Annotated in this window: 24 protein-coding genes; 16 read left to right on the top strand and 8 right to left on the bottom strand. The window is 70.9% G+C overall.

Features of this window, described 5'->3' with window-relative positions:
- Positions 1 to 12: 12 nt before the first annotated feature.
- From AC0L6F_RS12645 to AC0L6F_RS12655, 3 genes are read right to left on the bottom strand one after another with little or no spacing between them, the layout of a single operon-like run.
- Positions 13 to 480: a GbsR/MarR family transcriptional regulator gene (locus AC0L6F_RS12645; protein ID WP_259611081.1), complete on the bottom strand. Its 468-nt coding sequence runs from the start codon at positions 478 to 480 to the stop codon at positions 13 to 15.
- Positions 481 to 490: 10 nt separating this feature from the next.
- Positions 491 to 2,110 carry an ABC transporter permease gene (locus tag AC0L6F_RS12650; protein WP_473538161.1) on the bottom strand — a complete coding sequence of 540 codons (1,620 nt, stop codon included), beginning with the start codon at positions 2,108 to 2,110 and terminating at the stop codon, positions 491 to 493.
- Positions 2,107 to 3,042 carry an ABC transporter ATP-binding protein gene (locus AC0L6F_RS12655; RefSeq protein ID WP_473538162.1) on the bottom strand — a complete coding sequence of 312 codons (936 nt, stop codon included), beginning with the start codon at positions 3,040 to 3,042 and terminating at the stop codon, positions 2,107 to 2,109. The genes AC0L6F_RS12650 and AC0L6F_RS12655 overlap by 4 nt, the downstream gene beginning before the upstream one ends.
- 146 nt (positions 3,043 to 3,188) lie before the next feature.
- Between AC0L6F_RS12655 and AC0L6F_RS12660 the strand changes: the two genes are divergently transcribed.
- From AC0L6F_RS12660 to AC0L6F_RS12700, 9 genes are all read left to right on the top strand, one after another.
- Complete coding sequence (locus AC0L6F_RS12660) at positions 3,189 to 4,628, top strand: dicarboxylate/amino acid:cation symporter (protein WP_274636917.1); 1,440 nt, start codon at positions 3,189 to 3,191, stop codon at positions 4,626 to 4,628.
- A gap of 120 nt (positions 4,629 to 4,748) precedes the next feature.
- On the top strand, positions 4,749 to 4,988 hold the full coding sequence (locus AC0L6F_RS12665) for a FitA-like ribbon-helix-helix domain-containing protein (RefSeq protein ID WP_259611084.1): 240 nt from the start codon (positions 4,749 to 4,751) through the stop codon (positions 4,986 to 4,988).
- Positions 4,985 to 5,377, top strand: coding sequence for a type II toxin-antitoxin system VapC family toxin (locus tag AC0L6F_RS12670; protein ID WP_473538163.1), 393 nt, complete (start codon positions 4,985 to 4,987; stop codon positions 5,375 to 5,377). Before AC0L6F_RS12665 ends, AC0L6F_RS12670 begins: the two co-directional genes overlap by 4 nt.
- Positions 5,378 to 5,529: 152 nt before the next feature.
- Positions 5,530 to 6,189 (top strand): GntR family transcriptional regulator, encoded by a 660-nt coding sequence (locus tag AC0L6F_RS12675; RefSeq protein ID WP_274636919.1) that lies wholly within the window; start codon positions 5,530 to 5,532, stop codon positions 6,187 to 6,189.
- Positions 6,186 to 7,712 (top strand): MmgE/PrpD family protein, encoded by a 1,527-nt coding sequence (locus tag AC0L6F_RS12680; RefSeq protein ID WP_473538164.1) that lies wholly within the window; start codon positions 6,186 to 6,188, stop codon positions 7,710 to 7,712. Before AC0L6F_RS12675 ends, AC0L6F_RS12680 begins: the two co-directional genes overlap by 4 nt.
- Positions 7,712 to 8,623 carry a methylisocitrate lyase gene (gene prpB / locus AC0L6F_RS12685; RefSeq protein ID WP_473538165.1) on the top strand — a complete coding sequence of 304 codons (912 nt, stop codon included), beginning with the start codon at positions 7,712 to 7,714 and terminating at the stop codon, positions 8,621 to 8,623. Before AC0L6F_RS12680 ends, prpB begins: the two co-directional genes overlap by 1 nt.
- A 7-nt stretch (positions 8,624 to 8,630) precedes the next feature.
- The gene (locus tag AC0L6F_RS12690; protein ID WP_473538167.1) at positions 8,631 to 9,821 is read left to right on the top strand and encodes a bifunctional 2-methylcitrate synthase/citrate synthase; all 1,191 of its coding nucleotides are present in this window, start codon (positions 8,631 to 8,633) and stop codon (positions 9,819 to 9,821) included.
- Positions 9,818 to 10,990 (top strand): thiolase family protein, encoded by a 1,173-nt coding sequence (locus AC0L6F_RS12695; RefSeq protein WP_473538168.1) that lies wholly within the window; start codon positions 9,818 to 9,820, stop codon positions 10,988 to 10,990. The genes AC0L6F_RS12690 and AC0L6F_RS12695 overlap by 4 nt, the downstream gene beginning before the upstream one ends.
- Positions 10,991 to 11,124: 134 nt before the next feature.
- Entirely contained in the window at positions 11,125 to 12,276 is a 1,152-nt protein-coding gene (locus tag AC0L6F_RS12700) for an acyl-CoA dehydrogenase family protein (RefSeq protein WP_473538169.1), read from the top strand.
- Positions 12,277 to 12,280: 4 nt separating this feature from the next.
- On the opposite strand, the gene otnC is transcribed toward AC0L6F_RS12700, so the two are convergent.
- The 5 genes from otnC to AC0L6F_RS12725 are packed head-to-tail and all read right to left on the bottom strand — an operon-like array spanning position 12,281 to position 15,978.
- Positions 12,281 to 12,883, bottom strand: a complete 603-nt coding sequence (otnC, locus tag AC0L6F_RS12705) for a 3-oxo-tetronate 4-phosphate decarboxylase (protein ID WP_473538170.1) — start codon at positions 12,881 to 12,883, stop codon at positions 12,281 to 12,283.
- Entirely contained in the window at positions 12,873 to 14,135 is a 1,263-nt protein-coding gene (gene otnK, locus AC0L6F_RS12710; RefSeq protein ID WP_473538171.1) for a 3-oxo-tetronate kinase, read from the bottom strand. Before otnK ends, otnC begins: the two co-directional genes overlap by 11 nt.
- An 8-nt stretch (positions 14,136 to 14,143) precedes the next feature.
- The gene (locus AC0L6F_RS12715) at positions 14,144 to 14,812 is read right to left on the bottom strand and encodes an aspartate/glutamate racemase family protein (protein ID WP_259611089.1); all 669 of its coding nucleotides are present in this window, start codon (positions 14,810 to 14,812) and stop codon (positions 14,144 to 14,146) included.
- A 1-nt stretch (position 14,813) separates the two neighbouring features.
- On the bottom strand, positions 14,814 to 15,281 hold the full coding sequence (gene rraA, locus AC0L6F_RS12720) for a ribonuclease E activity regulator RraA (RefSeq protein ID WP_473538172.1): 468 nt from the start codon (positions 15,279 to 15,281) through the stop codon (positions 14,814 to 14,816).
- Positions 15,282 to 15,303: 22 nt separating this feature from the next.
- Positions 15,304 to 15,978, bottom strand: a complete 675-nt coding sequence (locus tag AC0L6F_RS12725) for a GntR family transcriptional regulator (RefSeq protein ID WP_274636928.1) — start codon at positions 15,976 to 15,978, stop codon at positions 15,304 to 15,306.
- Positions 15,979 to 16,209: 231 nt separating this feature from the next.
- Between AC0L6F_RS12725 and AC0L6F_RS12730 the strand changes: the two genes are divergently transcribed.
- From AC0L6F_RS12730 to AC0L6F_RS12760, 7 genes are all read left to right on the top strand, one after another.
- Positions 16,210 to 17,388, top strand: coding sequence for an ABC transporter substrate-binding protein (locus tag AC0L6F_RS12730; protein WP_473538173.1), 1,179 nt, complete (start codon positions 16,210 to 16,212; stop codon positions 17,386 to 17,388).
- 67 nt (positions 17,389 to 17,455) lie between these two features.
- Positions 17,456 to 19,216: an ABC transporter permease gene (locus tag AC0L6F_RS12735; protein ID WP_473538174.1), complete on the top strand. Its 1,761-nt coding sequence runs from the start codon at positions 17,456 to 17,458 to the stop codon at positions 19,214 to 19,216.
- Positions 19,209 to 20,336: an ABC transporter ATP-binding protein gene (locus tag AC0L6F_RS12740; protein ID WP_274636931.1), complete on the top strand. Its 1,128-nt coding sequence runs from the start codon at positions 19,209 to 19,211 to the stop codon at positions 20,334 to 20,336. The genes AC0L6F_RS12735 and AC0L6F_RS12740 overlap by 8 nt, the downstream gene beginning before the upstream one ends.
- Positions 20,333 to 21,415: an isocitrate/isopropylmalate dehydrogenase family protein gene (locus AC0L6F_RS12745; protein WP_473538175.1), complete on the top strand. Its 1,083-nt coding sequence runs from the start codon at positions 20,333 to 20,335 to the stop codon at positions 21,413 to 21,415. Before AC0L6F_RS12740 ends, AC0L6F_RS12745 begins: the two co-directional genes overlap by 4 nt.
- The gene (acnA, locus tag AC0L6F_RS12750) at positions 21,408 to 24,056 is read left to right on the top strand and encodes an aconitate hydratase AcnA (protein WP_473538176.1); all 2,649 of its coding nucleotides are present in this window, start codon (positions 21,408 to 21,410) and stop codon (positions 24,054 to 24,056) included. The genes AC0L6F_RS12745 and acnA overlap by 8 nt, the downstream gene beginning before the upstream one ends.
- Positions 24,056 to 25,249, top strand: coding sequence for an MFS transporter (locus AC0L6F_RS12755; RefSeq protein WP_473538177.1), 1,194 nt, complete (start codon positions 24,056 to 24,058; stop codon positions 25,247 to 25,249). Before acnA ends, AC0L6F_RS12755 begins: the two co-directional genes overlap by 1 nt.
- Positions 25,246 to 26,304 (top strand): Ldh family oxidoreductase, encoded by a 1,059-nt coding sequence (locus tag AC0L6F_RS12760; RefSeq protein ID WP_473538178.1) that lies wholly within the window; start codon positions 25,246 to 25,248, stop codon positions 26,302 to 26,304. Before AC0L6F_RS12755 ends, AC0L6F_RS12760 begins: the two co-directional genes overlap by 4 nt.
- Positions 26,305 to 26,382: the final 78 nt, after the last annotated feature.

Raw genomic sequence — 26,382 nt, forward strand, 5'->3', positions numbered from 1 at the left:
GCCGGAGGGTGCTCAGGCGCCCTCCGGCCCGTTCCGCTCGGCCTCCCACTCCTGCACCAGTTCCGGCATCCGCCGGGCCATGAACCGCAGGAACGAGGACATCTCGGCCGCATGGACCGCGGCATCCGGGTCGTCCTGCGCGGCCCGGATCCCGTCGATCAGGTCGGCGAGCCGGTTGTACACCGGGGCGTTGGCCGTCATCACGCCGAACCACGAGTCCGAGACGACTTCGTAGCGATCGCGCCGATGCCCGGGCCGGGAACGTCGGCGGATGAAGTGCAGCGTCTGCAGATACCGCACCGCGCCCGACACGGCGGCGGCGCTCACGCCGAGACGATCGCCGAGCTCGGCGGCGGTGTAGCCGCCGTCGGGAGCGGCCAGCAGCGCCATCAGCACCCGGGCCGGCATGCGGGGCATGCCGGCGGCCGTCATCACGGCCGCCGCCTCTTCGGCCTGCTCGCTCGCTCGGTGCTGGCTCATCACATCGAATCTATCCGTCGGCGGCCAGTTGGCGCCGCCGCATCAGGGTGAGGGATGCGGCGGCCCCGACCACGACCGCGGCGATGAGCCACCACAGCCCCCGCACGTCCACGTCGCTGCCCGAGACCACCGGCGTCACGCCGAACGGCGAGAAGTTCGTGGTCCACTCGGGCAGGCCGAACAGCGGGCCGAACATCCCCAGCATCGTGGCGATCAGCAGCAGCGCCCAGGCGAGCCCGATCGTCGCGCGGGGCAGGAGCACGAACACCAGCGCGGTGACGACCGTGAACACGGATGCCGCCACGAACTGGCCGCCGCCGTCCACGAGCACCGTGCGGTACAGGTCGCCGTCGCCGCCGGCCGCGGCCAGCCCCAGGAATCCGGCGGCGACGGCGGCCACGACGATGATCAGCACCGCACAGCTGGCGACGATGAGGTAGTCGGCGAGCCAGCGCACGCGGCCGACCAGCGTTCCCAGCACCGGCTCTGCGGTGCCGTGGGCCTCCTCCTGCCGGGCGCGGACGACCGTCTGGACCGCGCAGCACCCGGCCACGATGCCGAGCATCGTGAAGAAGACCGTCACGACCGCCTCGTCGATCGAGCCCGACTGCGAGAGCTTCGTGATGATGTCGGCCACCGCGGGGTTCGAACCGGCGACCTGGTCGACGATGCCGCCCAAGCTCGTCGCGAGGATGCCGGTCAGCGCCCCGCCGATCGCCCACCCGATGATCGAGCCGGACGCCAGGCGCCACACCAGCGCGTGCGACGTCGACAGTGCCGGCCGCGCATGCACCCGTCCCTGCCGCCCCACGAGGAAGCTCGCGTCGATGTCGCGGACCGACTGCAGGACGGTGGCCAGCACGCTCAGCCCGAGCCCGACCCCGACCGACAGCAGCACCGGCCACCAGTTGCCCTCATCGAACGGACGCGTCTGCTCGGCCCAGCCGAACGGCGAGATCCAGGCCGGCCAGCTGCTGGTGATGTGCGTCAGGTCGTCGCTGGGCGTGCCCGCGGCGTTGCCGATTCCGCGCAGCAGGAACGTGCCCACCAGGACCCAGATGGTGATGGAGTTGGCCGCACGCGAGGTGCGGGCCAGCTGGGCGGCGATCAGCCCGATGCCCAGGAAGGCGATGCCGGTGGCGCCGGCGGCGGCACCGGCCAGCCAGGATCCGGCAGGGCCCAGCCCGGTGGAGATCAGCGCCAGGGCGGTGAGGATGGCGAGCACGACGCTGGCGAGCACGCCGTGCACGATCGTGGCCAGGGTGGGCATCGTGCGGCCCGCCGGGGTCGCCGACAGCAGCTCGGTCCGGCCCGCCTCCTCGTCGCCGCGGGTGTGCCGCACCGCCAGGAACGTCGTCATCAGCGCCGCGAGGATCGCCAGCCAGGGCAGGATCTCGAATGCCAGGAACGCGCCCTCGCTCGGGCCGGACGGCAGGCCGCGGAACATCAGGATGACCGGGTTGGCGACGGCGGCGGCGAGGATGTTCTGCCGGTCGGCGAGGGTGGAGTAGGACTGGGTCACTCCGGCGTAGCCGGCGTAGGCCATCAGGGCGGTGCCGACGATCCACAGCAGCAGCTGCAGCCAGTCCCGGCGCACGCGCTGGCGCAGCAGAGCGGTCAGCCGCCTCATCGCTCGGCCCCGGCCGTCTCGAGCTCGGCGACGTCGTCGCCGTAGTGCCGCAGGAACAGCTCCTCCAGCGACGGCGGCGCCACGCGCAGCCCCTCCACGCCCAGCTGCGCCAGCGCCGGCAGGGTCTGCGCGATCTTGTCGCTGTCCACCGTGAACCGCGCCCGTCCCTCCTGCACCGACGGGTCGTGGGCGCCGGGGATCGCGGCCAGACGCTCGGCGACCTGCCCGTCGGCGGCGAACGACACCTCGGTGCGCGTGAGGTGGCGCAGCTCGGCCAGCGTCCCCGACTCGACGATCCGTCCCGCGCGGATGATCGAGAGGCGATCGCACAGCTGCTCGACCTCGGAGAGGATGTGGCTGGACAGCAGGACCGTGGCACCGGCATCCCGCACCCGGGCCACTTCGCGGTGGAAGGTCACCGACATCAGCGGGTCCAGTCCGCTGGTCGGCTCGTCGAGGATGTACAGGTCGGCCGGCACGGCGAACGCCGCGATCAGCGCGACCTTCTGCCGGTTGCCCTTCGAATAGCTGCGCCCCTTCTTGCGGGGGTCGAACTGGAACTCGGCCATCAGCCGCTCGCGCTCGGCGCGATAGGCCCGGTCGGCGCGGGGGGTGCCGCGCAGGCGGACGAGCAGGTCGACGGCTTCGCCGCCACTGAGGTTCGGCCAGACGCTGACGTCGCCGGGCACATACGCGGTGTGCCGATGGATGGCGACGGCATCCGTCCAGGGGTCCATCCCGAACACGGATGCCGCCCCCGACGTCTTGCGTGCAAGGCCCAGCAGCACGCGGATGGTGGTGGTCTTCCCCGCGCCGTTCGGGCCGAGGAAGCCGTGCACCGCACCGGCGTCGACGCGGAGGTCGAGGCCGTCGAGGGCGTGGACGCGACCGTAGTGCTTGTGCAGGTCGCCGGTGTCGATCACTGTGGTCATGGATGGCGAGTGTACGCCGATTTCACAAATTAGTGAATACTCTGAAATGACGCGGGATGACGTCACGAAACGTCACACCGGCACCAGCGGCCGCTCGCCCTGCATAGCATCGGGCTCACCCAGTCTTCTCTCAGAAACGGACTCGCATGAGCACCAAGACCGCGTCACGCGACGCCAAGGCAGAGCGCGGACCTGCCCGGCGCCTGCTCACCAACTTCGGATTCCAGATCCTCATCGCCCTCGTCCTCGGCATCGTGCTGGGACTGTGGGCGCTGTCGATCGGCGACGACAGCGCCGGCAACCCGAACGGGCTGGCCGCGACCCTCGGCGTGATCGGCTCGTCGTACGTCACGCTGCTGAAGGCGGCGGTCGTGCCGCTGATCTTCGCCGCGATCGTCTCGAGCATCTCGAACCTGCGCCGGGTGCGCAACGCCGCGCGCCTGGCCGGGCAGACGCTGCTGTGGTTCGCCATCACCGCCTTCATCGCGGTCTCGATCGGCATCGTGCTGGGCCTGGTCATCCAGCCCGGCAACCGCGCCGGCGAGGGACTGCAGACCGGCGAGCCGCACTCGGTGGGCACCTGGTGGAACTTCCTCATCGGGCTGATCCCGCAGAACTTCCTCGGGCTGCAGGTCTCCAGCTCGCTGGACGGAGACAGCGTCAGCTCGGCGGTCGGGTTCAACATCCTGCAGGTCATCGTGGTCAGCGCCGTCATCGGCATCGCCGCGCTGAAGGCCGGCCGGAAGGCCGAGCCGTTCCTGGCGGTCGTCGAGTCGTTCCTGAAGATCATCCAGCGGGTGCTCTGGTGGATCATCCGCATCGCTCCGATCGGCACCCTGGGCCTGATCGCGAGCGCGGTCGTCAACTACGGCTGGGAGAAGCTCGCGTCGCTGATCTGGTTCGCGGTCGCCGTCTACGTGGGTCTGGCCATCGTCCTGTTCGTCGTGTACCCGATCCTGGTCAAGACGCACGGGCTGTCGATCCGGCAGTACTACTCGGGCGTGTGGCCGGCGGTGCAGCTCGGCTTCGTGAGCCGCTCGTCGATCGGCACGCTGCCGGTGACCGAGCGGGTCACCGAGCGCAACCTCGGTGTGCCGCGTTCGTACGCCTCGTTCGCGGTGCCGTTCGGCGCCACGACGAAGATGGACGGCTGCGCCGCCATCTACCCGGCCATCGCCGCGATCTTCGTCGCGCAGTTCTTCGGTGTCGCGCTCACGCCGATCCAGTACATCCTGATCATCGTGGTGGCGGTGTTCGGATCGGCGGCGACCGCCGGCACCACCGGCGCGACCGTGATGCTCACGCTCACGCTGTCCACGCTCGGCCTTCCGCTGGAGGGCGTCGGCCTGCTGCTGGCGATCGACCCGATCCTGGACATGGGGCGTACCGCGGTCAACGTCGCCGGGCAGGCGCTGGTGCCGACGATCGTCGCCAAGCGCGAGCACATCATCGACCTCGACCTGTACAACGCCCCGCGTGCGGGACTGCCGTTCGCCGACGACAGCGACATCGACGAGGCCGAGCTGCGGGTCACCGATGAGGCCGCGGGCCTGGTCGACGACGAGTCGGAGAAGGCCACGGTCTGACATCCGGCGCACAACGGGGCGCGGCATCCATCATCGGGTGGATGCCGCGCCCCGTCCGTTGCCGGCTGTCACTCCCTCGACATCCCGACGTGCATGATAAGTGCATGCTAGCCTCATGATATGAGCACGCTGCAGGTTCGCAACCTTCCGGACGATCTTCACGCCAAGCTGGGGGAGCGCTCGGCCCGGCTGGGCATCTCGATGTCGGAGTACGTGACGCGCGTGCTCCGCGTCGACCTCGACCGCCCGCTGTTCGACGACTGGGCCACCGAGGCGCGGGCGGCCGGCGCGGCGCGTGCGATCGATGTGCTGGGATCGCTCGACGGGGCTCGCGGCGAGTACGACCCGGACGCCGCATGAGGCGCGTCGTCGACGCGAGCGCGCTCGTGGACGCCATCCTTCCCACGCTGCAGCGCGACGCTGCGCTGGCTGCCCTGCAGGGATGCGAACTGTGGGCGCCGGCGATCATCGACCTCGAGGTGCTGTCGACGCTGTGGCGCCTTGTGCGCGCAGGCGAGATCAGCGCCGACGAGGCCGAACGCGCCATTGCGCTGCATCGGAGCGTCCCGATCCGCCGCGTCGACGACGCCTTGATCACGGCCGAGGCGTGGGCACTGCGCGCATCGCTGCGCATCAGCGATGCGTTCTACGTCGCCGCAGCGCGCCTGCTCGACGCCGACCTGCTCACCTCGGACGCGCGGCTGTCGAACGCGCCGGTGCTCGGCGTCACGGTGGTCCTGCTGCGCTGACCGCCTCCTCAGCCGCCCGGGCAGTCGCCACTCGGCACCGATGCCAGGTCCGACAGAATGTATACGGTATCGCCGGTCAGCGGCACCCGCGCGCCAGTGATGGGAGGTTGTGTATACACTGGACGGGCAGGGTGAATCGAGGGAGGGCGGCTGTGCGAGCAAGCGATCGGGCGTATCGCACCCTCCTGGACGAGATCCAGTCGGGCGCACTGGCGCCCGGCACCGTCCTCGGCGAGGTCGAGCAGGCCGCCCGTCTCGGTGTGAGCCGCACGCCCCTGCGCGAAGCGCTCGGGCGCCTGGCCGCCGACGGGCTGGCCGTGCAGCAGTCGCCCCGGGTGACCGTGGTCAGCGAGATCGACGCCGACGACATCCGCGAGCTGTTCGAGGTCCGCCGCGCACTGGAAGAGACCGCCGCCCGCCTGGCCGCGCAGCGGGGGGATGCCGCGGCCTTCGCCGCGCTCGCCGAGGGCTTCGATCGGGTCGGCGCGGATGCCGGGGACCCGGCGGCCTCCTACGATCAGCTGTTCGCCGAGTTCGACGCGCAGATCGACGCCTCCGTCGCCAACGACTACCTCACCGCCGCGCTGCGCACGATCCGCACCCACCTGGTGCGCGTGCGCCGGCTGGCCCGCGAGAATCCCGGCCGCGTGGCGGCCGCCGTCGCCGAGCACCGCACCATCGCCCGGGCGATCGCCGCGCGTGACGCCGAACTGGCCGCACACGCCACCCACATCCACGTCCACAACGCCTTGGAGAGCATCCTCGCCTCCGTCGAGGCGCCGACGACGACCGCACACGAAGGAGCAGCATGACCGTCACGCATCGCGTCCGCGTCCACAAGAGCGAAGAGAGCCTGCCGCGCACCGAGCAGCTCGCCTACAAGATCGCCGAGGTGGCCGCCGACCCGATCCCCGCCGACCAGGACGTCGTCGAGATGATCATCAACCGGATCATCGACAACGCGGCGGTGGCCGCGGCATCCCTCACCCGCGCTCCCGTGAGCGCCGCCCGCCAGCAGGCCCTGGACCACGCGGTCTCGGTGTCCGGCGACGGCGCGACCATCTTCGGATGCGCCCTGGAACGCCGCACGAGCCCCGAGTGGGCGGCCTGGGCCAACGGCGTCGCCGTGCGCGAGCTGGACTACCACGACACGTTCCTGGCGGCCGAGTACTCCCACCCCGGCGACAACATCCCGCCGATCCTCGCCGTCGCCCAGCACGCCGGCAGCGACGGGGCCGCACTGGTGCGCGGCATCGCGACCGGGTACGAGATCCAGATCGACCTCGCCCGCGCCATCAGCCTGCACAAGCACAAGATCGACCACGTCGCCCACCTCGGCCCGTCGGCCGCCGCCGGGATCGGCACCCTGCTGGGGCTGCCCGTGGACACCATCTACCAGGCGGTGGGCCAGGCGCTGCACACCACGACGGCCACCCGCCAGTCGCGCAAGGGCGAGATCTCCACCTGGAAGGCGCACGCCCCCGCGTTCGCCGGGAAGATGGCGATCGAGGCCGTCGACCGGGCGATGCGCGGCGAGACCAGCCCGTCGCCCATCTACGAGGGCGAGGACGGCGTCATCGCCTGGATGCTGGACGGCCCGGACGCCTCCTACGGCGTGCCGCTGCCGGCCGACGGGGAGAGCAAGCGCGCGATCCTCGACTCGTTCACCAAGGAGCACTCGGCCGAGTACCAGGCGCAGGCCTGGATCGACCTGGCCCGCAAGCTGCACACCGAGCACCCGGACGCGTTCTCGCCGGAGAACGTCGCCTCGATCGTGCTGCACACCAGCCACCACACGCACTACGTGATCGGCTCGGGGGCGAACGACCCGCAGAAGTACGACCCGGCGGCATCCCGCGAGACGCTGGACCACTCGATCCCGTACATCTTCACGGTCGCGCTGCAGGACGGCACGTGGCATCACGTCGACTCGTACGCCCCCGAGCGCGCGGCCCGCGCGGACACCGTCGCGCTGTGGCACAAGGTCACCACCGCCGAGGACGAGGAGTGGACGCGCCGCTACCACTCCGAGGACCCCGCCGAGAAGGCGTTCGGCGGCCGCGTCGAGATCACGTTCGCCGACGGCGGCACCCTCGTCGAGGAGATCGCCGTCGCCGATGCGCACCCGCTCGGAGCCCGGCCGTTCGCGCGCGAGGACTACATCCGCAAGTTCCGGATGCTGGCCGAACCCGTGCTCGAGCCGGACGAGATCGAGCGCTTCCTCGCGCTCGCCCAGCGTCTGCCCGAGCTGTCCGCCGACGAGGTCAGACAGCTGTCGATCGTCGCCCGGCACGGCATCCTCGCCGGTGCGCCGGCACCGAAGGGGCTGTTCTGATGCTGTACGCGCAGACCCCCGCAGCCGAGAAGCGGCGCGCCCTGCGCGCGCGGCTCGCGTCCGGCGAGCTGCTGCGCTTCCCCGGGGCGTTCAACCCGCTGTCGGCGCGGCTGATCGAGCGGAAGGGCTTCGAGGGCGTCTACATCTCGGGCGCGGTGCTGTCGGCCGACCTCGGGTTGCCCGACATCGGGCTGACGACGCTGTCCGAGGTCGCCGGCCGCGGTCAGCAGATCGCCCGGATGACCGAGCTGCCGGCCATCATCGACGCCGACACCGGGTTCGGCGAGCCGATGAACGTGGCCCGCACCATCCAGACGCTCGAGGACGCAGGCCTGGCCGGCACCCACATCGAAGACCAGGTCAACCCGAAGCGGTGCGGGCATCTGGACGGCAAGCAGGTGGTCGACGAGGACACGGCGATCAAGCGGATCCGGGCCGCCGCCGATGCCCGCCGCGACCCGGACTTCCTCATCATGGCGCGCACCGACATCCGCGCCACCGCCGACGGTGCGGCGGGGCTGGATGCCGCAGCCGACCGCGCCAAGGCGCTGGTGGATGCCGGGGCCGACGCGATCTTCCCCGAGGCGATGCGCACCCTGGACGAGTTCGCCGCGATCCGCCGCGCCGTCGATGTGCCGATCCTGGCGAACATGACCGAGTTCGGCAAGAGCGAGCTGTTCTCGGTCGACCAGCTGCGCGACGTGGGCGTGAACATCGTGATCTGGCCCGTCTCGCTGCTGCGCATCGCGATGGGCGCCGCCGACCGGGCGCTCGATACGCTGATCGACGAGGGCCACCTCACGTCGAAGCTCGGCGAGATGCAGCATCGCGCCGAGCTCTACGATCTGGTGGACTACGAGGGGTACAACCACTTCGACACCGGCGTCTTCAACTTCCAGATCGCCCGATAGGAGAGTCATGGCAGACATCGACATCAAGAAGGGGCTCGCGGGGGTCGTGGTGGACTACACCGCGGTCAGCAAGGTCAACCCCGACACGAACTCGCTGCTGTACCGCGGCTACCCGGTGCAGGAGCTGGCCGCCACCCAGCCGTTCGAGGCGGTGGCCTACCTGCTGTGGCACGGCGAGCTGCCGGATGCCGGCCAGCTGGCCGCGCTGCGTGCCGCCGAGCATGCGCACCGCGCCCTCGCCGACAACGTCAAGGCCGCCATCGACCTGGTGCCGCTGCAGGCGCACCCGATGGACGAGCTGCGCACCGCGGTCAGCATCATCGGCGCCGACGACACCGCCGGCGCCGGCAACGTGCTCGAGGCCAGCGGCAGCGTCGAGGAGAACCTGGACCGCAGCATCCGCCTCTTCGCGGCGCTTCCGGCGATGGTCGCCTACGGCCAGCGGCGGCGCCGCGGGCAGGACCTCGTGCCCCCGCGGGACGACCTGGACTACGCGGCGAACTTCCTCTGGATGACGTTCGGCGAAGAGGCCGACCCGGTCGTCGTGGACGCCTTCAACCGGTCGCTCGTGCTGTATGCGGAGCACTCGTTCAACGCGTCCACGTTCACCGCGCGGGTGATCACCTCGACCCTGAGCGACCTCTACTCGGCGGTGGTCGGCGCGATCGGGGCGCTGAAGGGTCCGCTGCACGGCGGTGCGAACGAAGCGGTGCTGCACATCTTCGACGAGATCGGCGAGGCCGAGAAGGTCAGCTCCTGGCTGGATGACGCGCTGGCGCGCAAGCGCAAGATCATGGGCTTCGGCCACCGCGTGTACAAGCGCGGCGACTCGCGCGTGCCCACGATGAAGGCGGCGCTGGACACCCTGGTCGCGCACTACGACCGGCCCGATGTGCTGGCGCTGTACGAGACGCTGGAGCGCGAGTTCGTCCAGCGCAAGGGCATCTACCCCAACCTGGACTACCCGTCCGGGCCGACCTACAGCCTCATCGGGTTCGACACGCTGACCTTCACGCCGCTGTTCGTCGCCGCCCGGATCACCGGCTGGACCGCGCACATCATGGAGCAGCAGGCATCCAACGCCCTGATCCGGCCGCTGTCCGCCTACAACGGGCCGGACGAGCGGCACATCGACGGCTACGTGCCGGATGCCGCGGTCGCCGCGGTCGCGGACCGGCCGGAAGAGGCGCAGTCATGACCACCGCCGTCATCGTGGATGTCGTCCGCACCCCCGTCGGGCGCGGCAAGCCCGGGGGAGCGCTCAGCGGCGTCCACCCGGTCGATCTGTCCGCCGGGGTGCTGCGCGCGGTGCTCGAGCGGAACGGACTGGAGTCGACCCAGATCGACGACGTGCTGTGGGGATGCGTCAGCCAGGTCGCCGACCAGAGCCTGAACGTGGCCCGGCAGTCGGTGCTGGCGGCCGGCTTCGCCGAGACCGTCCCGGCGACCAGCATCGACCGCCAGTGCGGCTCGAGCCAGCAGGCCGCGCACTTCGCCGCGCAGGGCGTGATCGCCGGCGCGTACGACATCGTGATCGCCGGCGGCGTGGAGTCGATGAGCCGGGTTCCGCTCGGCTCGTCCGCGCACGGCGGCACGCCGTCCGACGGGCTGACGGCGCGCTACCCCGAGGGCCTGATCAACCAGGGCGTGTCGGCCGAGCTCATCGCCGCGAAGTGGGGCCTGGACCGCGCCGTGCTCGACGCGTTCGCGGCCGAGTCGCACCGACGGGCGGCGGATGCCTGGAGCAGCGGCCGGTTCGACAGCCAGATCCTGCCGGTGCCCGGCGCCGCGGAGCTCACCGTCGACGAGACCGTGCGCCCGGCGACCACGGTCGAGGGCCTGGCCGGCCTGAACCCGTCGTTTCGCACCGAGCAGATGGAGACCCGGTTCCCCGAGCTGGACTGGCGGATCACCCCGGGCAACTCGTCACCGCTGACCGACGGGGCCTCGGCGGTGCTGATCATGAGCGAGGAGAAGGCCGTCGAACTCGGCCTGACCCCGCGGGCGCGGTTCCACGCCTTCGCGGTCGTCGGCGACGACCCGATCATGATGCTGACCGGGCCGATCCCGGCCACCCGCCGGGTCCTCGAGCGCTCCGGACTGTCGCTCGGCGACATCGACGCGTACGAGGTCAACGAGGCGTTCGCCTCGGTGCCGCTGGCCTGGGCGCACGAGCTGCAGGCCGACCCGGACAGGCTGAACCCGTGGGGCGGCGCGATCGCGCTCGGGCACGCGCTGGGCTCGAGCGGCACCCGGCTGATGGGCACCCTGCTCGCGCACCTGGAGGCCACCGGCGGCCGCTACGGACTGCAGACGATGTGCGAGGGCGGCGGCATGGCCAACGCCACCATCATCGAGCGGCTGTAGCCCGGTTCGCCGCATCCGCGGACGCCCGCGCAGATACTAGGACGTCCATGTAAAATGATCGTGATGCCCACATGGGCATCGCCCCCAGGGCACACAATGCCCGGTCGAGGGGCCGATCGATGGGCGGATCCGACATGAGCATGACCACGACCGAAGAGCGGCAGGCGATCCTGGAGGCGGTGCGCGACTTCTCCGCGGCCGAGCTCGAGCCGCACGCGCAGGAGTGGGATCAGACCAAGCACTTCCCGCGCGACGTGGTCCAGCGGGCCGGTGATGTCGGACTCGGCGGCATCTACGTCCGAGAGGATGTCGGCGGGGCGGGTCTGGGCCGCGCGGAGGCCGTCGCGATCTTCGAGCAGCTCGCGATGGGCGACCCCGCGATCGCCGCGTACATCAGCATCCACAACATGGTCGCGTGGATGATCGACTGCTTCGGCACCGAGGAGCAGCGCCGCGAGTGGCTGCCGCGGCTGACCACGATGAGCGCCCTCGGCGGCTACTGCCTCACCGAGCCCGGGGCGGGGTCGGATGCCGCGGCCCTGACCACCAGCGCGATCCGGGTCTCGGACGGTGGCCGAGACGAGTACGTGCTCACCGGCGTCAAGCAGTTCATCTCGGGCGGGGGCGAGGCATCCGTCTACGTCGTGATGGCGCGCACCGGCGAGCCCGGCGCCCGCGGTGTCACCGCGTTCCTGGTCGAGGACGGCACGCCCGGCCTGAGCTTCGGCGCCAACGAGAAGAAGATGGGCTGGAACGCCCAGCCCACCCGCCAGGTGATCTTCGACGAGGTGCGGGTGCCGGCATCCGCGGTCCTGGGCGAGGTCGGCAAGGGGTTCAAGATCGCGATGAAGGCCCTGAACGGCGGCCGGCTGAACATCGCCGCGTGCTCGCTGGGCGGGGCCCAATGGGCGATGGACAAGGCCGTGCGCTACGTGCACGAGCGGTTCACGTTCGGCGAGCCGCTGGCAGAGAAGCAGTCCGTGATGTTCGCGATCGCCGACATGGCGACCAAGCTCACCGCGGCGCGCGCGCTGGTGCGGGATGCCGCGGCCGCCGTCGACGCGGAGGCCCCGGACGCCGCGATGCAGTGCGCGATGGCCAAGCGCTTCGCGACGGACGCCGGATTCGAGGTCGCGAACGAGGCGCTGCAGCTGCACGGCGGGTACGGCTACCTGCAGGACTACGGCATCGAGAAGGTCGTGCGCGACCTGCGCGTGCACCAGATCCTGGAGGGCACGAACGAGATCATGCGGGTGATCGTCGGCCGCGCGGTGCTGAACGACTGACGGGTCAGGACGGCACCGCCCGGGTGCGGTGGCCCTGGAGCAGGAAGAACAGGCGGGCGGTCTGCTCGATCTCCTCCGCCGCATCCATCGCGGCCGCCACGCTCGCTCCGGCCACGACCGGCCCGTGGTTGGCCAGCAGCAGGGCGTGATGCTCCGGTGCGAGCCGTTCGGCGGCCTCGCCGAGCCGGCGATCGCCCGGCGGGAAGTACGGGATCAGCGGCATCCTGCCCACGCGCATGACGTAATAGGCGGTGACGGCGGGCAGGACGTCGTCCGGGTCGAGGTCGGCCAGGCACGAGACCGCCGCGGCGTGCGTGGAGTGTGTGTGCACGACGGCGCGGGCATCCGGCCGGGCCCGCAGGATCGCGGTGTGCAGGAACGCCTCCTTCGACGGCTTCGGCCCGTCCAGGTGCCGCCCGTCGAGGTCGGTCACCGACAGGTCGTCGACGCCGACGGTGCCCAGGCTGCTGCCGGTCGGGGTCACGAGCACCCGGTCGCCGACCCGTGCGCTGATGTTGCCGGTCGACCCATGGGTGAGACCGCGGGCGAACGCGGAGTGCGCGGCGGCGACGATGGCGTGCCGGGCGAGATCCTCCTCAGTGGACACGGTGCGCCTCCGCAGCGCGGACGAGCAGGTCCGGATCGCCGTAGTTGCCGGACTTCAGGAGCAGCGCCATCGGCGTCGGTCGATCGGCGAAGATCCACGGCACGCCCGGTGCGGCCTCGGCGCCCACCCGGCCGTGGCCGATGCCGAGGGCGCGGATCACCTCGCCCGAGGTCTCGCCTCCCGCGACGATGAGGCGATCCACGCCCCGGCGGGCGAGCCCGGCGGCGACCAGTCCGAGCGCGTGCTCCACGAGCTGCGCGGCGCGTTCGGCGCCCAGGGCCTCCTGAGCCTCGCGCAGCTCGCCCGGTCCGGCGCTGGAGTAGATCAGCGCCGGCCCCTCGGCGCGGGCGCCGTCGTACCAGGCCAGGGCATCCTGAGCGAGCGCCTCGCTGTCGGGGAGGCGGACCGGGTCGAGCCGGAGCGCCGGCCCGCTCTCCTGCCACCGTGCGATCTGCTCGCGGGTGCGTGCGGAGCAGCTTCCCGCGATCGCGGCGGCCGTTCCCGCGGCGGTCAGCCGGTCGGCGGTGTCGTCTGCGACCGCCGCCCTGCCCGGGGCGGATGCTGCGGCATGCGCGCGGGCCAGCGCGGCGGCCAGTCCCGCGGCACCGGTGACCAGCGGCCGGGTCCGCACGGCGTGGGCTATCGCGTCGAGGTCGTCGTCGTCCACGGCGTCGACGATCACGAACTCGCGCCCGCGGGCGGCCTGCGCCGCGATCCGCTCTTCGATCGCGGCACTGCCGGTCCGCACGACGGCGAGGTCGACCAGGCCGACCCCGTGCACGGCCTGCGCGGCCAGCACCCGCGGAAGACGCGCATCCGTCATCGGGGTCAGGGGATGGTCGCGCAGGGTCGACTCGCTCAGCAGCACGTCCCCGACGAACAGGTGGCCCTGGTACACGGTGCGCCCCTGCACCGGGGTGGTCGGGGCGAACACGACCGGCCCGGCGCCGAGCTCGGCCGCGAGCGCATCGGCGACCGGCCCGATGTTCCCGGCCGGAGTCGAGTCGAAGGTCGAGCAGTACTTGAAGAAGACCTGCGCGCAGCCGCGCGCGATCAGCGCGCGGGTCGCGGCGAGAGCGGCGGACACGGCGTCGGCGGCGGGGACGGTGCGCGTCTTCAGTCCCACCACCACGACATCGAGGTCGGCGCTCGAGGCGTCGTCGTCGATGCCGCCGAAGAACAGCCCGACCCGCAGCCCCGCCGAGCCGAACGCGGCGGCGACGTCGGTCGCGCCGGTCAGGTCGTCGGCCACCGCGCCGATCATCGCGCGTCCGTGTGCAGCAGGTCGCGCATGAGCGCGGCGGCGCGACCCGGGCCGGCCAGCACCGGGATGCCGAGGCGCGCGGCCAGCGCGTCGGCCGCGGGGGCGATCGAGTACTGGGCGAGCAGCACGGCGTCGAGGTCCGGGATGCCGCGGACCGCCCGTTCGAGGGCGTCGGTCAGGACCGCGGCATCCGTGACGCCGGCCGCATCGGCGGCCAGCACGTCCACCACCTCGAGACCGGCCTCGCGGCCCGAGCGGAACGCGTCGAACCGCGCGCGGGCGTCGGCGAGCGGGATGGGCAGGGATGCGACCAGGGCGATCCGCCGGAATCCGCCGGCCGCGGCATCCGCGAACGCGGCGTCATCCGACGCGAGCACCGGGACCGCGGCACGGGCGGCGACCGCGTGCGCGACCGGCCCGTACATCGAGCAGGTCAGGAGGACGCCGGCGGCCCCGTGCGCCAGGGCGTAGTCGATCAGGGCGGTCATCCGCGCGGCGAGCGGTGCGGTGACCCGGCCCGCGTCCAGCGCGTCCGCGATCAGCCGATCGTCGAGGATGTTCCATGTCTGCGCCTCGCCGAACACGGCGGCGAAGGCCTGCTCGGCCGGCGGGGCCGCGGCGGCGACCGCGCCGACCAGGGCGATCCTCGGGGATGTCTCGGCCATGTCAGCGGTCGACGACCACGCCGTCCTCATCGGCGTGGATCATGGCACCGGGGCGGATGACCGCGTCGCCGAAGCAGAGCTCGACGTCGGCCTCGCCCGCCCCGGCCTTCCCGCTCTTGCGCGGGTTCACGCCGAGGGCCTTGATGCCGATCGGCAGGACGGCCAGCGCCGCGCTGTCGCGGACGGCGCCGTTGATGATGACGCCGCCCCACCCGTTGTCCACGGCCAGTCCGGCGATGCGGTCGCCCATCAGCGCGCAGTGCAGCGACCCGCCGCCGTCCACGACGAGCACCGCACCGTCGCCCGGGGTCTCCAGGAGCGCGGCCAGCACGACGTTGTCCTCGTGACAGCGCACGGTCCGGGCCGGCCCGGCGAAGCGGGTGAGGCCGCCGAAGTCGCGGAACTGGGTGGTCAGCGAGCTCAGCTGATCGCCGCGCTCGTCCCAGAGGTCTGCGGTGGAGGTGGTCATGTGGTGTCCTTCCGGGACGGGTTCAGGCGTCCGCTTCGGCCTGCAGCAGCTGCGTGGCGGTCGCACCGAGGCTGGATCGGATGTGCCGGCGCATCACCTCGGTCGCCCCGGCGACATCGCCGGCGATGACGCACATCATCATCCGGTGGTGCTCCGCGTCCTTCTCGTGCAGCTCGTCGTCGGCACGGTCGTGGCGCAGGGCGGCGAGCCGATAGCGGTCGGACTTGTCCCACAGCGCGTCCAGCGTCGTGATCAGCACGTCGTTGTGCGAGGCGCGGTAGATCGCCTGATGGAACCGCCGGTGCCGGACGAGCTGGTCGAGGGTGGGGTGTCCGGGCAGCGCATGGATCTCGGACGCCGCCCGGATCTGCGCGATGTCGTCACGGGTGCGCCGCTCGGCGGCCAGCCCGGCCGCCAACGGATCCAGGGCCAGTCGCATCTCCAGCAGGTCGCGCGCCTCCTCGACGCTGAGGCGGGTCACGGTGGCGTCGCGATGCGCGCCGAGGTCGACCAGACCCTCGGACTGCAGCTTGCGCAGCGCCTCGCGCAGCGGCGTCGTGCTGATGCCGAGCTCGACCGCGAGGGTCGCCTGATTGAACCCCGAGCCGGGCGGGTACTCGCCGGACAGGATGCGCTCGCGCACCACCGCGTAGGCGAGATCGCTCTTGACCGCGTAGTCGGGGGTCGCTGTGCTCATCGGTGCCCATCGTCGGGAAGTCAGTCCCTCCGTTATAACATACGATGGCGGTGGTTATAACGAAGGATTCCGGTAGTCCCGCGAAATCTCGGGCCGCATGAGCTAAATGCACGAAACTAGCGGAAAGTTCGATAAACCCAGCGGGCCCTTGACGTGTTCTCGTTATAACCATACTGTGATCTTCGATCCGGGGTCGCACGCCCCGGCCGTGCATCACAAGGGAGTGAAAACATGAATCGTCTGTCGCGTTCATCGCAGCCGGGCCGCACACGTCGACGCTGGTCGACCATCGCGGTCACCACCGTGGCGGTGGCAGGGCTCGCGGTCTCGCTCAGCGCCTGCGCCGGCGACTCCGCGCCCAAGGCGCCGGAGAACAAGATCTCGCAGGGGGTGTGGCCCAGCTACTATCCGTCCGACTACGGCAAGATCGTCGACGCCGCCAAGAAGGAGGGCGGCACGCTGACGATCTACTCGAACACCGACCAGGAGAACTGGGCCCCGATCTTCCGCGACTTCCAGAAGAAGTACCCGTTCGTCACGAAGATCGCCGCGAACAACCTCGATTCCGACGAGGTGTTCCAGAAGCAGCTCAGCGAGACGGCGACCGGCAACGCGCCCGCCGACATCCTGGTCACCAACGCCGTCCAGGCGTGGACCAAGTACGACGCCGAGCCCGACCGCGTGCTGGACTACACATCGCCGGAGCTGTCCAAGCTGCCCGACTTCGCACAGGTCATGCCGAACGTGTACGCGCTGTCGATGGACCCGGTCGGCCTGGCCTACAACGAGCAGCTCCTGGGCAGCAACCCGACTAGCATCGCGGATCTGGCCAAGACCGTCTCCGCCGATCCGGCGAAGTTCAAGGGCAAGATCACCACGCGCGACGTGAGCGGCTCGTTCGGCTTCACGGTGTCGAAGGGCTTCGTGGACGGCAACCCGGACGCCTGGTCGTCCCTGGAGAAGATCCTGCCGTCGGCACGGCCCGAGACCTCTTCCGGCACGCAGATCGACAAGATCACCTCGGGCGAGTACCTGGCCGGCTTCTTCATCTCCAGCGCCGTCGCGTTCCCGCAGGAGACGAAGGCGACGGGCATCTTCAAGTTCGTCTACCCGAAGGACGGCACGGTCGTGCTCGGCCGCGGCATCGGCATCACCCCGAAGGGGCCGCACCCGGCCACCGCCAAGCTCTTCCTCGACTTCGTCCTGTCCGAGGAGGGCCAGAACGCGGTCGCCGAAGGAGGCCTGACCGCCTACCGCGACAGCGTCAAGCAGGTCGAGGGCCGGCACACCTACCAGGAGATCGTCGACCTGGCCGGTGAGGACGCGATCATCCGCGTCCCCTACAAGGTCACCTCCGACGCCGACGTGAAGGCCTTCACCGACAAGTGGAACGGGATGCTCGGAAAGTGATCGCTCGGGTGGCCGGGGCGATCGCCCCGGCCACCCCGCGGCATCCTCCGACAGGGGAAATGAACCCATGACAACTCTGACCAGCGCTCCGGAGAAGCCGGCGGATCGGTCGCCGGCGCTCCCGGCGCCGAAGTACCTGCGCCTCTTCGGCGTCGGGCGGGACCGCGTCGTGCAGTGGGCGGTGCTCATCATCGTCGCTCTGTTCGTCATCGCGCCGATCGTGCCGATCCTGTACCAGTCGATCCGCAGCAAGCCGCTGTACGACTCCACCGGCGCGTTCACGCTCGCCTCCTACGTCAAGCTCTTCACCGAGGCCGGCTTCGGCCAGGTGATCCTGAACACCGCGATCTTCGCCCTCCTCACCACGTTCCTCACGCTGCTGTTCGCCATCCCGATGGCGGTCCTGGTCGTGCGCACCAAGCTGCCGTTCGGGCGGCTGCTGGCCGGGTCGATGCAATGGCCGTTCTTCATCTCTTCGCTGCTGCTGGGCTTCGGCTGGATCGCGCTGTACGGTCCGGCCGGCTTCGTCAGCGTCGAGGTGCAGCGGTGGATCGGGTTCGTGCCGTGGAACCTCTACTCGATCCCCGGCATGGCCCTGACCGAAGCCGTCGGTCTCGCCCCGATCGCGTACGTGTTCTGCGCGAACGCGCTGCGCAAGTCCGACGCATCGCTGGAGAGCGCCGCGCAGGTCTGCGGCTCGGGTCCGCTGCGCATCCTGTTCCAGGTCGTCGTGCCGCTGCTGCGCCCGCCGATCGTCTACGCGTCGATCCTCATCTTCAGCATGTCGATCGAGACGCTGAGCGTGCCGCTGCTGTACGGCACCCCGGTGCGCATCGAGGTGTTCTCGACGTTCCTGTACACGCACGGACTGCAGTCGATCCAGCCGGACTACGGCATCCTCGCCTCGGCGTCGACCATCATCCTCGCCGTGACCATCACGACGGTCGCCCTGCAGGCCAAGGTGCTCAAGAACGCGCAGCGGTTCGTCTCCGTGCGCGGCAAGGCCGTCCGGCCGCGCCGGCTCGACCTCGGCTGGCTGAAGTGGGTGGCCACCGTGCTCATCGTCATCTACGTGGTGTTCGGGGCGGCGCTGCCGATCCTCGGCCTGGTGTTCCGCTCGTTCACGCTCATCTTCACCCCGCTGCAGAGCCCGCTCAAGACCCTGACCCTGCAGAACTACCAGACGGTGTTCACCTACCAGACCTACATCCAGTCGATCTACAACAGCGTGATCATCGCCGTCGTCGGCGCCGTCCTGGTCAGTGCCCTGGCTCTGATCGCGGTGGTGGTGGCCAAACGCTCGACGTTCCGGTTCGCCCGGGCCGTCGAGTACCTCGCACTGGCGCCGCAGGCGATCCCCGGCATCATCGTCGGCATCGGGTTCTTCTGGGCGTTCGCGATCATGCCGGGCGGCAGCGTCATCCAGGGCACCCTGGCCGCGGTGATCATCGCGTTCGGGCTGCGGGCGCTGCCCACGGCCTTCGGTTCGATCTCGCCGGCGCTGATGCAGATCGCCGGCGAACTCGACAACGCCGGCCGGGTGGTCGGGGCCGACTGGGTCGGGGTGTTCGTCCGCATTCTGCGCAAGCTCCTGGTGCCGGCGTTCGCCGGGGCGATGCTCCTCGTGTTCGTCACGATGCTCAAGGAGTACTCGGCCGCGCTGTTCCTGTCGTCCGCGAACACCAATGTGATCGGCACGACCATGCTCGAGCTCTGGGTGCAGGCCAACACCGGCTCGGTCGCGGCCCTCGCGACCATCCAGATCGCCATCACCGCCGTCGTCGTCGGTGTTGCGAACCTCCTGATGAAAGAGAAGAAGGATGCCTGAGATCCGTGTCTCCCACATGGCCAAGACGTTCGGAGACGTCAAGGTCCTCAACGACATCGACTTCGAGGTGAGGGACGGCGAGTTCTTCACCCTGCTCGGCCCGAGCGGCTGCGGCAAGTCGACCACGCTGAACTGCATCGCCGGATTGGAGGATCCCACCGAGGGGTCGATCTCGATCGGCGACCGGCCGCTGGTGGACCGCGCCGAGCGCGTCTACGTGCCGACCGAGGAGCGCAACCTCGGCATGGTGTTCCAGTCGTACGCGCTGTGGCCGCACATGACGATCAGGCGCAACCTCGCGTTCCCGCTGAACATCCGCAAGGCGAGCCGTGCCGACAAGGACGCCCGCATCCACGAGGCGCTCGACAAGGTCGGCCTCGCGCACCTGAAGGACCGCTACCCGCATCAGCTGTCCGGGGGGCAGCAGCAGCGCGTCGCGCTCGCGCGTGCCCTGGTGTACTCGCCGAGCGTGCTGCTGCTGGACGAGCCGCTGTCCAACCTCGACGCGAAGCTGCGCGAGCAGGCCCGGGCGTGGCTGAAGCGGCTGCAGGCCGACCTCGGGATCACCACGCTGTACGTCACGCATGATCAGGACGAGGCGCTGACCCTGAGCGACCGGATCGCGGTGATGTTCGACGGGGTGATGACCCAGGTCGGCACTCCGCACGAGGTCTACGAGCACCCGGCCACGGCGGCGGTGGCCGCCTTCGTGGGCAGCTGCAACTTCCTGATCGGCACCGTGGAGCAGATGCGCGCCGATCAGGTGGACGTGCGGCTGCAGGCCACCGGTGCCATCGTGTCGGTGGCGACCACCGAGGATTGGCTGCCCGGCGCTCCCGTGACGGTCGCGGTGCGGCCCGAGAAGCTGAAGATCGTGACCGAGGAGCCGGGCAGCCGCGACCTGAACGTGCTCGACACCGAGGTCGTGACCAAGGCGTACGTCGGGTCGCGGTACGAGTACATGCTGCGGCTGGGCGACATCGCGGTGCAGGTGGTCGCCCCCGACGGCTCGCTGGACGGCGCCGTGCGCCTGGTCTTCGCGCCGGGCGACGCGCATGTCTTCCCCGGCGCGTCCGGGCCGTCCACCGAGGTCCTCGATCTGATGAAGGTGGCGGCATGAGCACGGACGCATATCGGATCGGCCTGCTCAACGGCGACGGCATCGGACCCGAGATCGTCCCGGCGGCGGTCGCGTGCGTGGATGCCGCGGTCCGGGCGGTCGGGCTCGCTGAGATCGCGTGGGTCGAACTGCCGCTCGGCCGCACCGCGATCGACACCCACGGTGCGGCGGTGCCGGCCGAGACCCTGACCGCGCTGGACGGGCTGGAAGCGTGGATGCTCGGTCCGCACGACAGCGTCTCGTACCCCGAGCCGCACCGGTCGCGGCTGAACCCGAGCGGCACCATCCGCAAGCATGCGGGCCTGTTCGCCAACATCCGTCCCGCCACCTCGTTCGCGGGCAGCCGGGCCCCCGTGCCCGACACCGACCTGGTGATCGTGCGCGAGAACACCGAGGGGTTCTACGCCGACCGCAACACCTATGCCGGCACGGGTGAGTTCATGCCCACGCCGGACGTCGCCATCGCGCACGGCATCATCACCCGGGCGGCGACCGAGAAGATCGCGACGGCCGCGTTCGAACTGGCGATGCAGCGGCGCAAGCACGTCACGATCGTGCACAAGGCGAACGTGCTCGCGCTGACCACCGGCCTGTTCCGGGACGTGTGCCGCGATGTCGGCTCGCGCTTCCCCGAGGTGCGCATCGACGACTTCCACATCGATGCGATGACGGTGCACCTGGTGCGTCGCGGGGGCGATTTCGACGTCATCGTCACCGAGAACATGTTCGGCGACATCCTCTCCGATCTGTCCGGCGAGCTGGCCGGGTCGCTCGGGATCGCTCCCTCGCTGAACAGCTCGCTCACCCAGGCGATGGCGCAGGCCGCGCACGGGTCGGCCCCCGACATCGCCGGACGCGACATCGCGAACCCGATTGCGATGATCCTCTCGGCCGCGATGCTGCTGGAGTGGCTGGGCGCCCGCCACGACGACGACCTGCTCGTCGAGGCGGCGCGGCGGATCCGCTCGGCGGTCGACGACACGGTCGCCGCAGGCACCGCCACCGGCGACCTCGGCGGCTCGGCCTCGACGAGCGGCTTCGCGGCGGCGGTGGCCGCCGCGATCAATGCCGATGGCTGAGTCCGACGCCTTCCTGACCACCGCCTTCGGCCGCTACCGGATCGCGGCCCTGGACGGCGTCGCGCCGGACCGACTGCCGTACTCGATCCGCATCCTGCTGGAGAACGTGCTGCGCAACCAGGACGGGCACCGCGTCACACGGGCGCAGGCCGATGCCCTGATCGGGTGGGGGACGGATGCCGCATTCCGCACCGCGATCGAGCTGACCCCGTCCCGCGCCTTCCTGCACGACACGAACGGGGTGCCGGCCCTGGTCGACCTGGCGACGATGCGCGATGCGATGGCCGCGCTCGGCGGCGACCCGGCGGCCATCGGCCCGCGGATCCCCGCCGAGCTCGTGGTCGACCATTCGGTCATCGCAGACTTCTTCGGCACGCCCGACGCGCGCGAGCGCAACGTCGAGCGCGAATACGAGCGCAACGCCGAGCGGTACCGCTTCCTGAAATGGGGGCAGCACGCACTGGACGGCTTCCAGGTGGTGCCGCCGGGCGCCGGGATCATGCACCAGGTGAACCTCGAGCGGCTCGCCCGGGTGGTCGAGGCCGCGGACGGCTGGGCCTACCCCGACGTGTGCCTGGGCACCGACTCGCACACCACCATGGTCAACGGACTCGGCGTGCTGGGCTGGGGCATCGGCGGGATCGACGCCGAGGCGATCATGCTGGGCGAGACGTTCGGGATGCTGGTTCCCCGCGTGGTCGGCTTCCGCCTGACCGGCGCACTGCCGGCCGGCACGACCGCCACCGACCTGGTGCTGACCGTGACCGAGATGCTGCGCCGCCACGGCGTGGTCGGCTCGTTCGTGGAGTTCTTCGGCGACGGGGTCACCCGGCTGACGCTTGCCGACCGGGCGACGATCGCGAACATGAGCCCGGAGGCCGGCGCGACCTGCACCTACTTCCCGATCGACGCCGAGACGATCCGCTACCTGCGCTTCACGGGGCGCTCGCCGGAGCGGGTGGCGCTGGTCGAGGCGTACGCCAAGCGGCAGGGGCTGTGGCACCGGCCCGAGCAGACCGCGGCCTACACCGAGATCATCGAGCTCGACCTGGGCACCGTGACCGCATCGCTGGCCGGCCCCCGCCGCCCGCAGGACCGGGTGGCCCTGGCCGACGCCCGGACCTCCCATCGCGCGACCCTCCCGGAGCTGCTGCCCGCCGGCTCCGATCCGGCCGAGCGCTTCGAGGTGCCGCTGCCCGCGGCATCCGCCGAGCTGGGGCATGGATCCCTGGGACACGGGACCGTCGCGATCGCCGCCATCACCTCCTGCACGAACACGTCGAACCCCGCCGTCATGCTCGCCGCGGGCATGTTCGCCCGCAACGCGGTGGCGGCCGGTCTGCGCAGCAAGCCGTGGGTGAAGACGACGCTGTCGCCCGGCTCGCTCGTAGTCACCGAGTACCTCGAGAAGGCCGGGCTGAGCCCCGCCCTGGACGCCCTCGGCTTCACCACCGCCGGCTACGGCTGCATGACGTGCATCGGGGCGTCCGGCCCGCTCATCCCCGCCGTGCAGGACGCGGTGCGCGAGCAGGGCCTCGCGGTGGCGGCCGTCCTGAGCGGCAACCGCAATTTCGATGGGCGGATCAACCCCGACGTGCGGATGAACTACCTCGCCTCACCGCCGCTGGTCGTCGCGTACGCCCTGGCTGGGACGATGGACATCGACCTCGTGCACGATCCGCTGGGGGAGGATGCCGCGGGCCGGCCGATCCGGCTCGCCGACCTGTGGCCCGCCGAGGACGAGATCGCCGCGCTCATCGAGCGGACGCTGAGCCCCGAGATGTTCACCGCCGCCTACCGCGACGTGTTCGCCGGCGACGACCGCTGGCGGGCGCTGGCGGCACCCGAGAAGGCGGTGTTCGACTGGGATCCGGACAGCACCTACATCCGGCATCCGCCGTTCTTCGACGGGATGAGCGCGAACGCCGACGCGCCGGCGGACATCGTCGGCGCCCGGGTGCTCGCGCTGCTCGGCGACTCGATCACGACCGACCACATCTCGCCGGCCGGGGCCATTCCGGCCGCGTCGGTGGCGGGGCGCTACCTGGCCGACCTCGGCGTTCCGGCGCGCGCGCTGAACACCTACGCATCGCGGCGCGGCAACCACGAGGTGATGATGCGCGGCTGCTTCGCCAACGTGCGGCTGCGCAACCGGCTGCTGCCGGGAGTCGAGGGCGGGTACACGCGCAACCTGCTCGACGGCTCTCAACAGACGATCTTCGATGCCGCGCAGGCGTATCGGGCCGCCGACGTGCCGCTCGTGGTGATCGGCGGGAAGGAGTACGGCACGGGGTCATCCCGGGACTGGGCGGCCAAGGCTCCCGCCCTGCTGGGGGTGCGCGCGGTGCTCGCCGAGTCGTTCGAGCGCATCCATCGTGCCAATCTGATCGGCATGGGGATTCTTCCGCTGCAGTTCCAGCCCGACCAGGGTGCCGATGCGCTCGGGCTCACCGGCGCCGAGCCGATCGACATCCGGGGCCTGGCGGACCTCGATTCCGGGCAGGTCACGGTGCAGGCCGGCGACATCGAGTTCTCAGCATCCGTCCGCCTGGACACGCCGCGCGAACGCGAGCTGTACCGCCACGGCGGCATCATGAAGTACGTGCTGCGTCACCAGCTCGACCGCGGGCGCGGGCGCTGATGGCCACTGGGCGTCGTGGGCTGATCCTGCTGCTGATCCACGCCGCCCTGATGCAGATCATCATCTTCGGCATGCGCCCGTCGCTGTCGTACGCGGCACTCGGGCTGGGCAGCTCGCCCGCCGTGCTGGGCGTGCTGTCGGCGTTCTACGCGCTGCCGGCTCTGTTCCTCGCACTGCCCGCCGGCCGGGTCACCGACCTCATCGGCGAACGCCGCGGCATGGTGATCGGAGCGGTCACGGTCGCCGCCGCCGCGGCCGTCGCCGTGTTCGCCGGCTCGTCGCTGGTGACGTTGATGGTGGCCTCGGTGCTGCTGGGCTGCGGCCAGATGTTCACCGTGCTGGGCGAGCAGTCCTATGTCGGTGCGATCTCGACCGCGCGGCGCTCGGACACCACGTTCGGCATCTACGGGTTCGCCGTGGCACTGGGGCAGACCGTCGGCCCGGCGATGCTGATCCTGCCCGGCGGCACCGTCGACATGCCGCCGGTGACGCTCATCTTCGGGGTCAGCCTCGCCTGCGCGGTGCTCATGCTGGTGGTCTCGCTGTTCATCCGGTCTCCGGCCCGCTCCGGGCTGGTCGAGCGGCTCGGGATGCTGCGCACCGCCCGCGGCGTGCTGTCCACGCGGGGGCTGCCGAACGCCCTCGTCGCCGGCAGCCTGGTGCTGGCATCGGTCGACATCTTCATCGCGTACGCGCCGCTGATCGGGCACGACCGCGGGTTCCCCGCTCTGGTGATCAGCCTGATGCTGATCGCCCGGTCCGGGTTCTCGATGTTCTCGCGCCTGTTCCTCGGGGCGCTGTCGCGGATGCTGGGACGCCGACGACTGCTGGTGGGCAGCATCCTGCTCTCCGCGGTCATGCTCGCGGGCTTCGTGCTCGACCTGCCGCCGTGGGCGCTGATCGCGTTCGCGTGCGGATACGGGTTCGTGATCGGGATCTGCCAGCCCATCACGATGTCGTGGATCTCGCTCATCGCCCCGCCCGGCACCCGCGGACTCGCCATGTCGATGCGGCTGGCGGCGAATCGACTCGGGCAGACCGTGCTGCCGGCCAGCCTCGGCATCCTCGCCGCGGCGACCGGCGCCGCCGGCGTGCTGGCCGCCAGCAGCGTGATGCTGCTGGTCGCGGCGTGGTCGGGGACGGGTGTGCCGCGCGATCCGGCCGCCGGCGCGACCGCGGAGGAGGACGCATGATGGCTTCTGCCGCCGACCTGCGCGCGTTCGGCACCCGCGTGCTCGAGACGTTCGGGGTGCCGACGCCCGACGCCGAGCTGGTCGCCGACTCGCTGGTCGTCGCCGAGGAGTGGGGGCATCCGTCGCACGGGATGCTGCGGCTGCCCTGGTACGTCGAGCGGCTGCGCACCGGCCGGATCGAGGCCGTCACGCGCATGGAGGTGCTCAACGACACCGGTGCGCTGGTCAGCATGGACGGCCACTCCGGCGTGGGCCAGGTCGTGGCGGCGCGCGCCATGGACCTGGCCGTCGAACGGGCCAAGGTGCACGGGGTCGGCGTCGTCGGGGTGCGCAACTCGAACCACTTCGGCACTGCGGCGTATTTCACCCGACGGGCCGCGGCCGCCGGATGCGCGGCGATCCTCACGACCAACGGATCGCCCGCGATGGCGCCGTGGGGCGGCATGGACAAGGCGGTCGGCGCGAACCCCTGGTCGTTCGCCACCCCGGACGGGCAGGGGGATGCCGCGGTGCTCGACATCGCGAACACCGGCGTCGCGCGGGGCAAGATCTATGCGGCCGCAGAGAAGGGCGAGCCGATGCCCGAGGGGTGGGCGCTGGATTCTTCGGGCCACCCGACGACGGACCCCGCGGCGGCGCTCGACGGCGGCGTCGTGCTGCCGCTGGGCGGGCACAAGGGGTACGCGATCTCGTTCATGATGGACGTGTTCTCGGGGGTGCTCACCGGTTCGTCGTTCGGCACGGACGTCGGCGGGCCGTGGCAGCCCGATGCGCACAGCGGCGCGGGTCACCTCGCGATCGCGATCGACATCGCCGCGTTCCAGCCGCTCGCGGCGTTCGACGAGCGGATGTCGCAGCTGATCGGCCAGGTCAAGGGCGTGCGCCCAGCCCCCGGCGCCGAGGACATCCTCTACCCGGGCGAGCTCGAGAACCGCAACGCGGCATCGGGCCGCGGCATCCCGCTGCCCGCCAAGACGCGGCGCGACCTCGCCGCCCTCGGCGCCGCCCGCGGCATCCCCTTCCCTCCCACGGGATCGTACGATTTGGCCGACTGAACATCATCCTCGGCCGAAATTGATGTGCACTCGGCCAAATCGTACGATCTCGACGCGGGAACAGCGTGACACGATGGG

This window comes from Microbacterium sp. G2-16M (assembly GCF_055809115.1).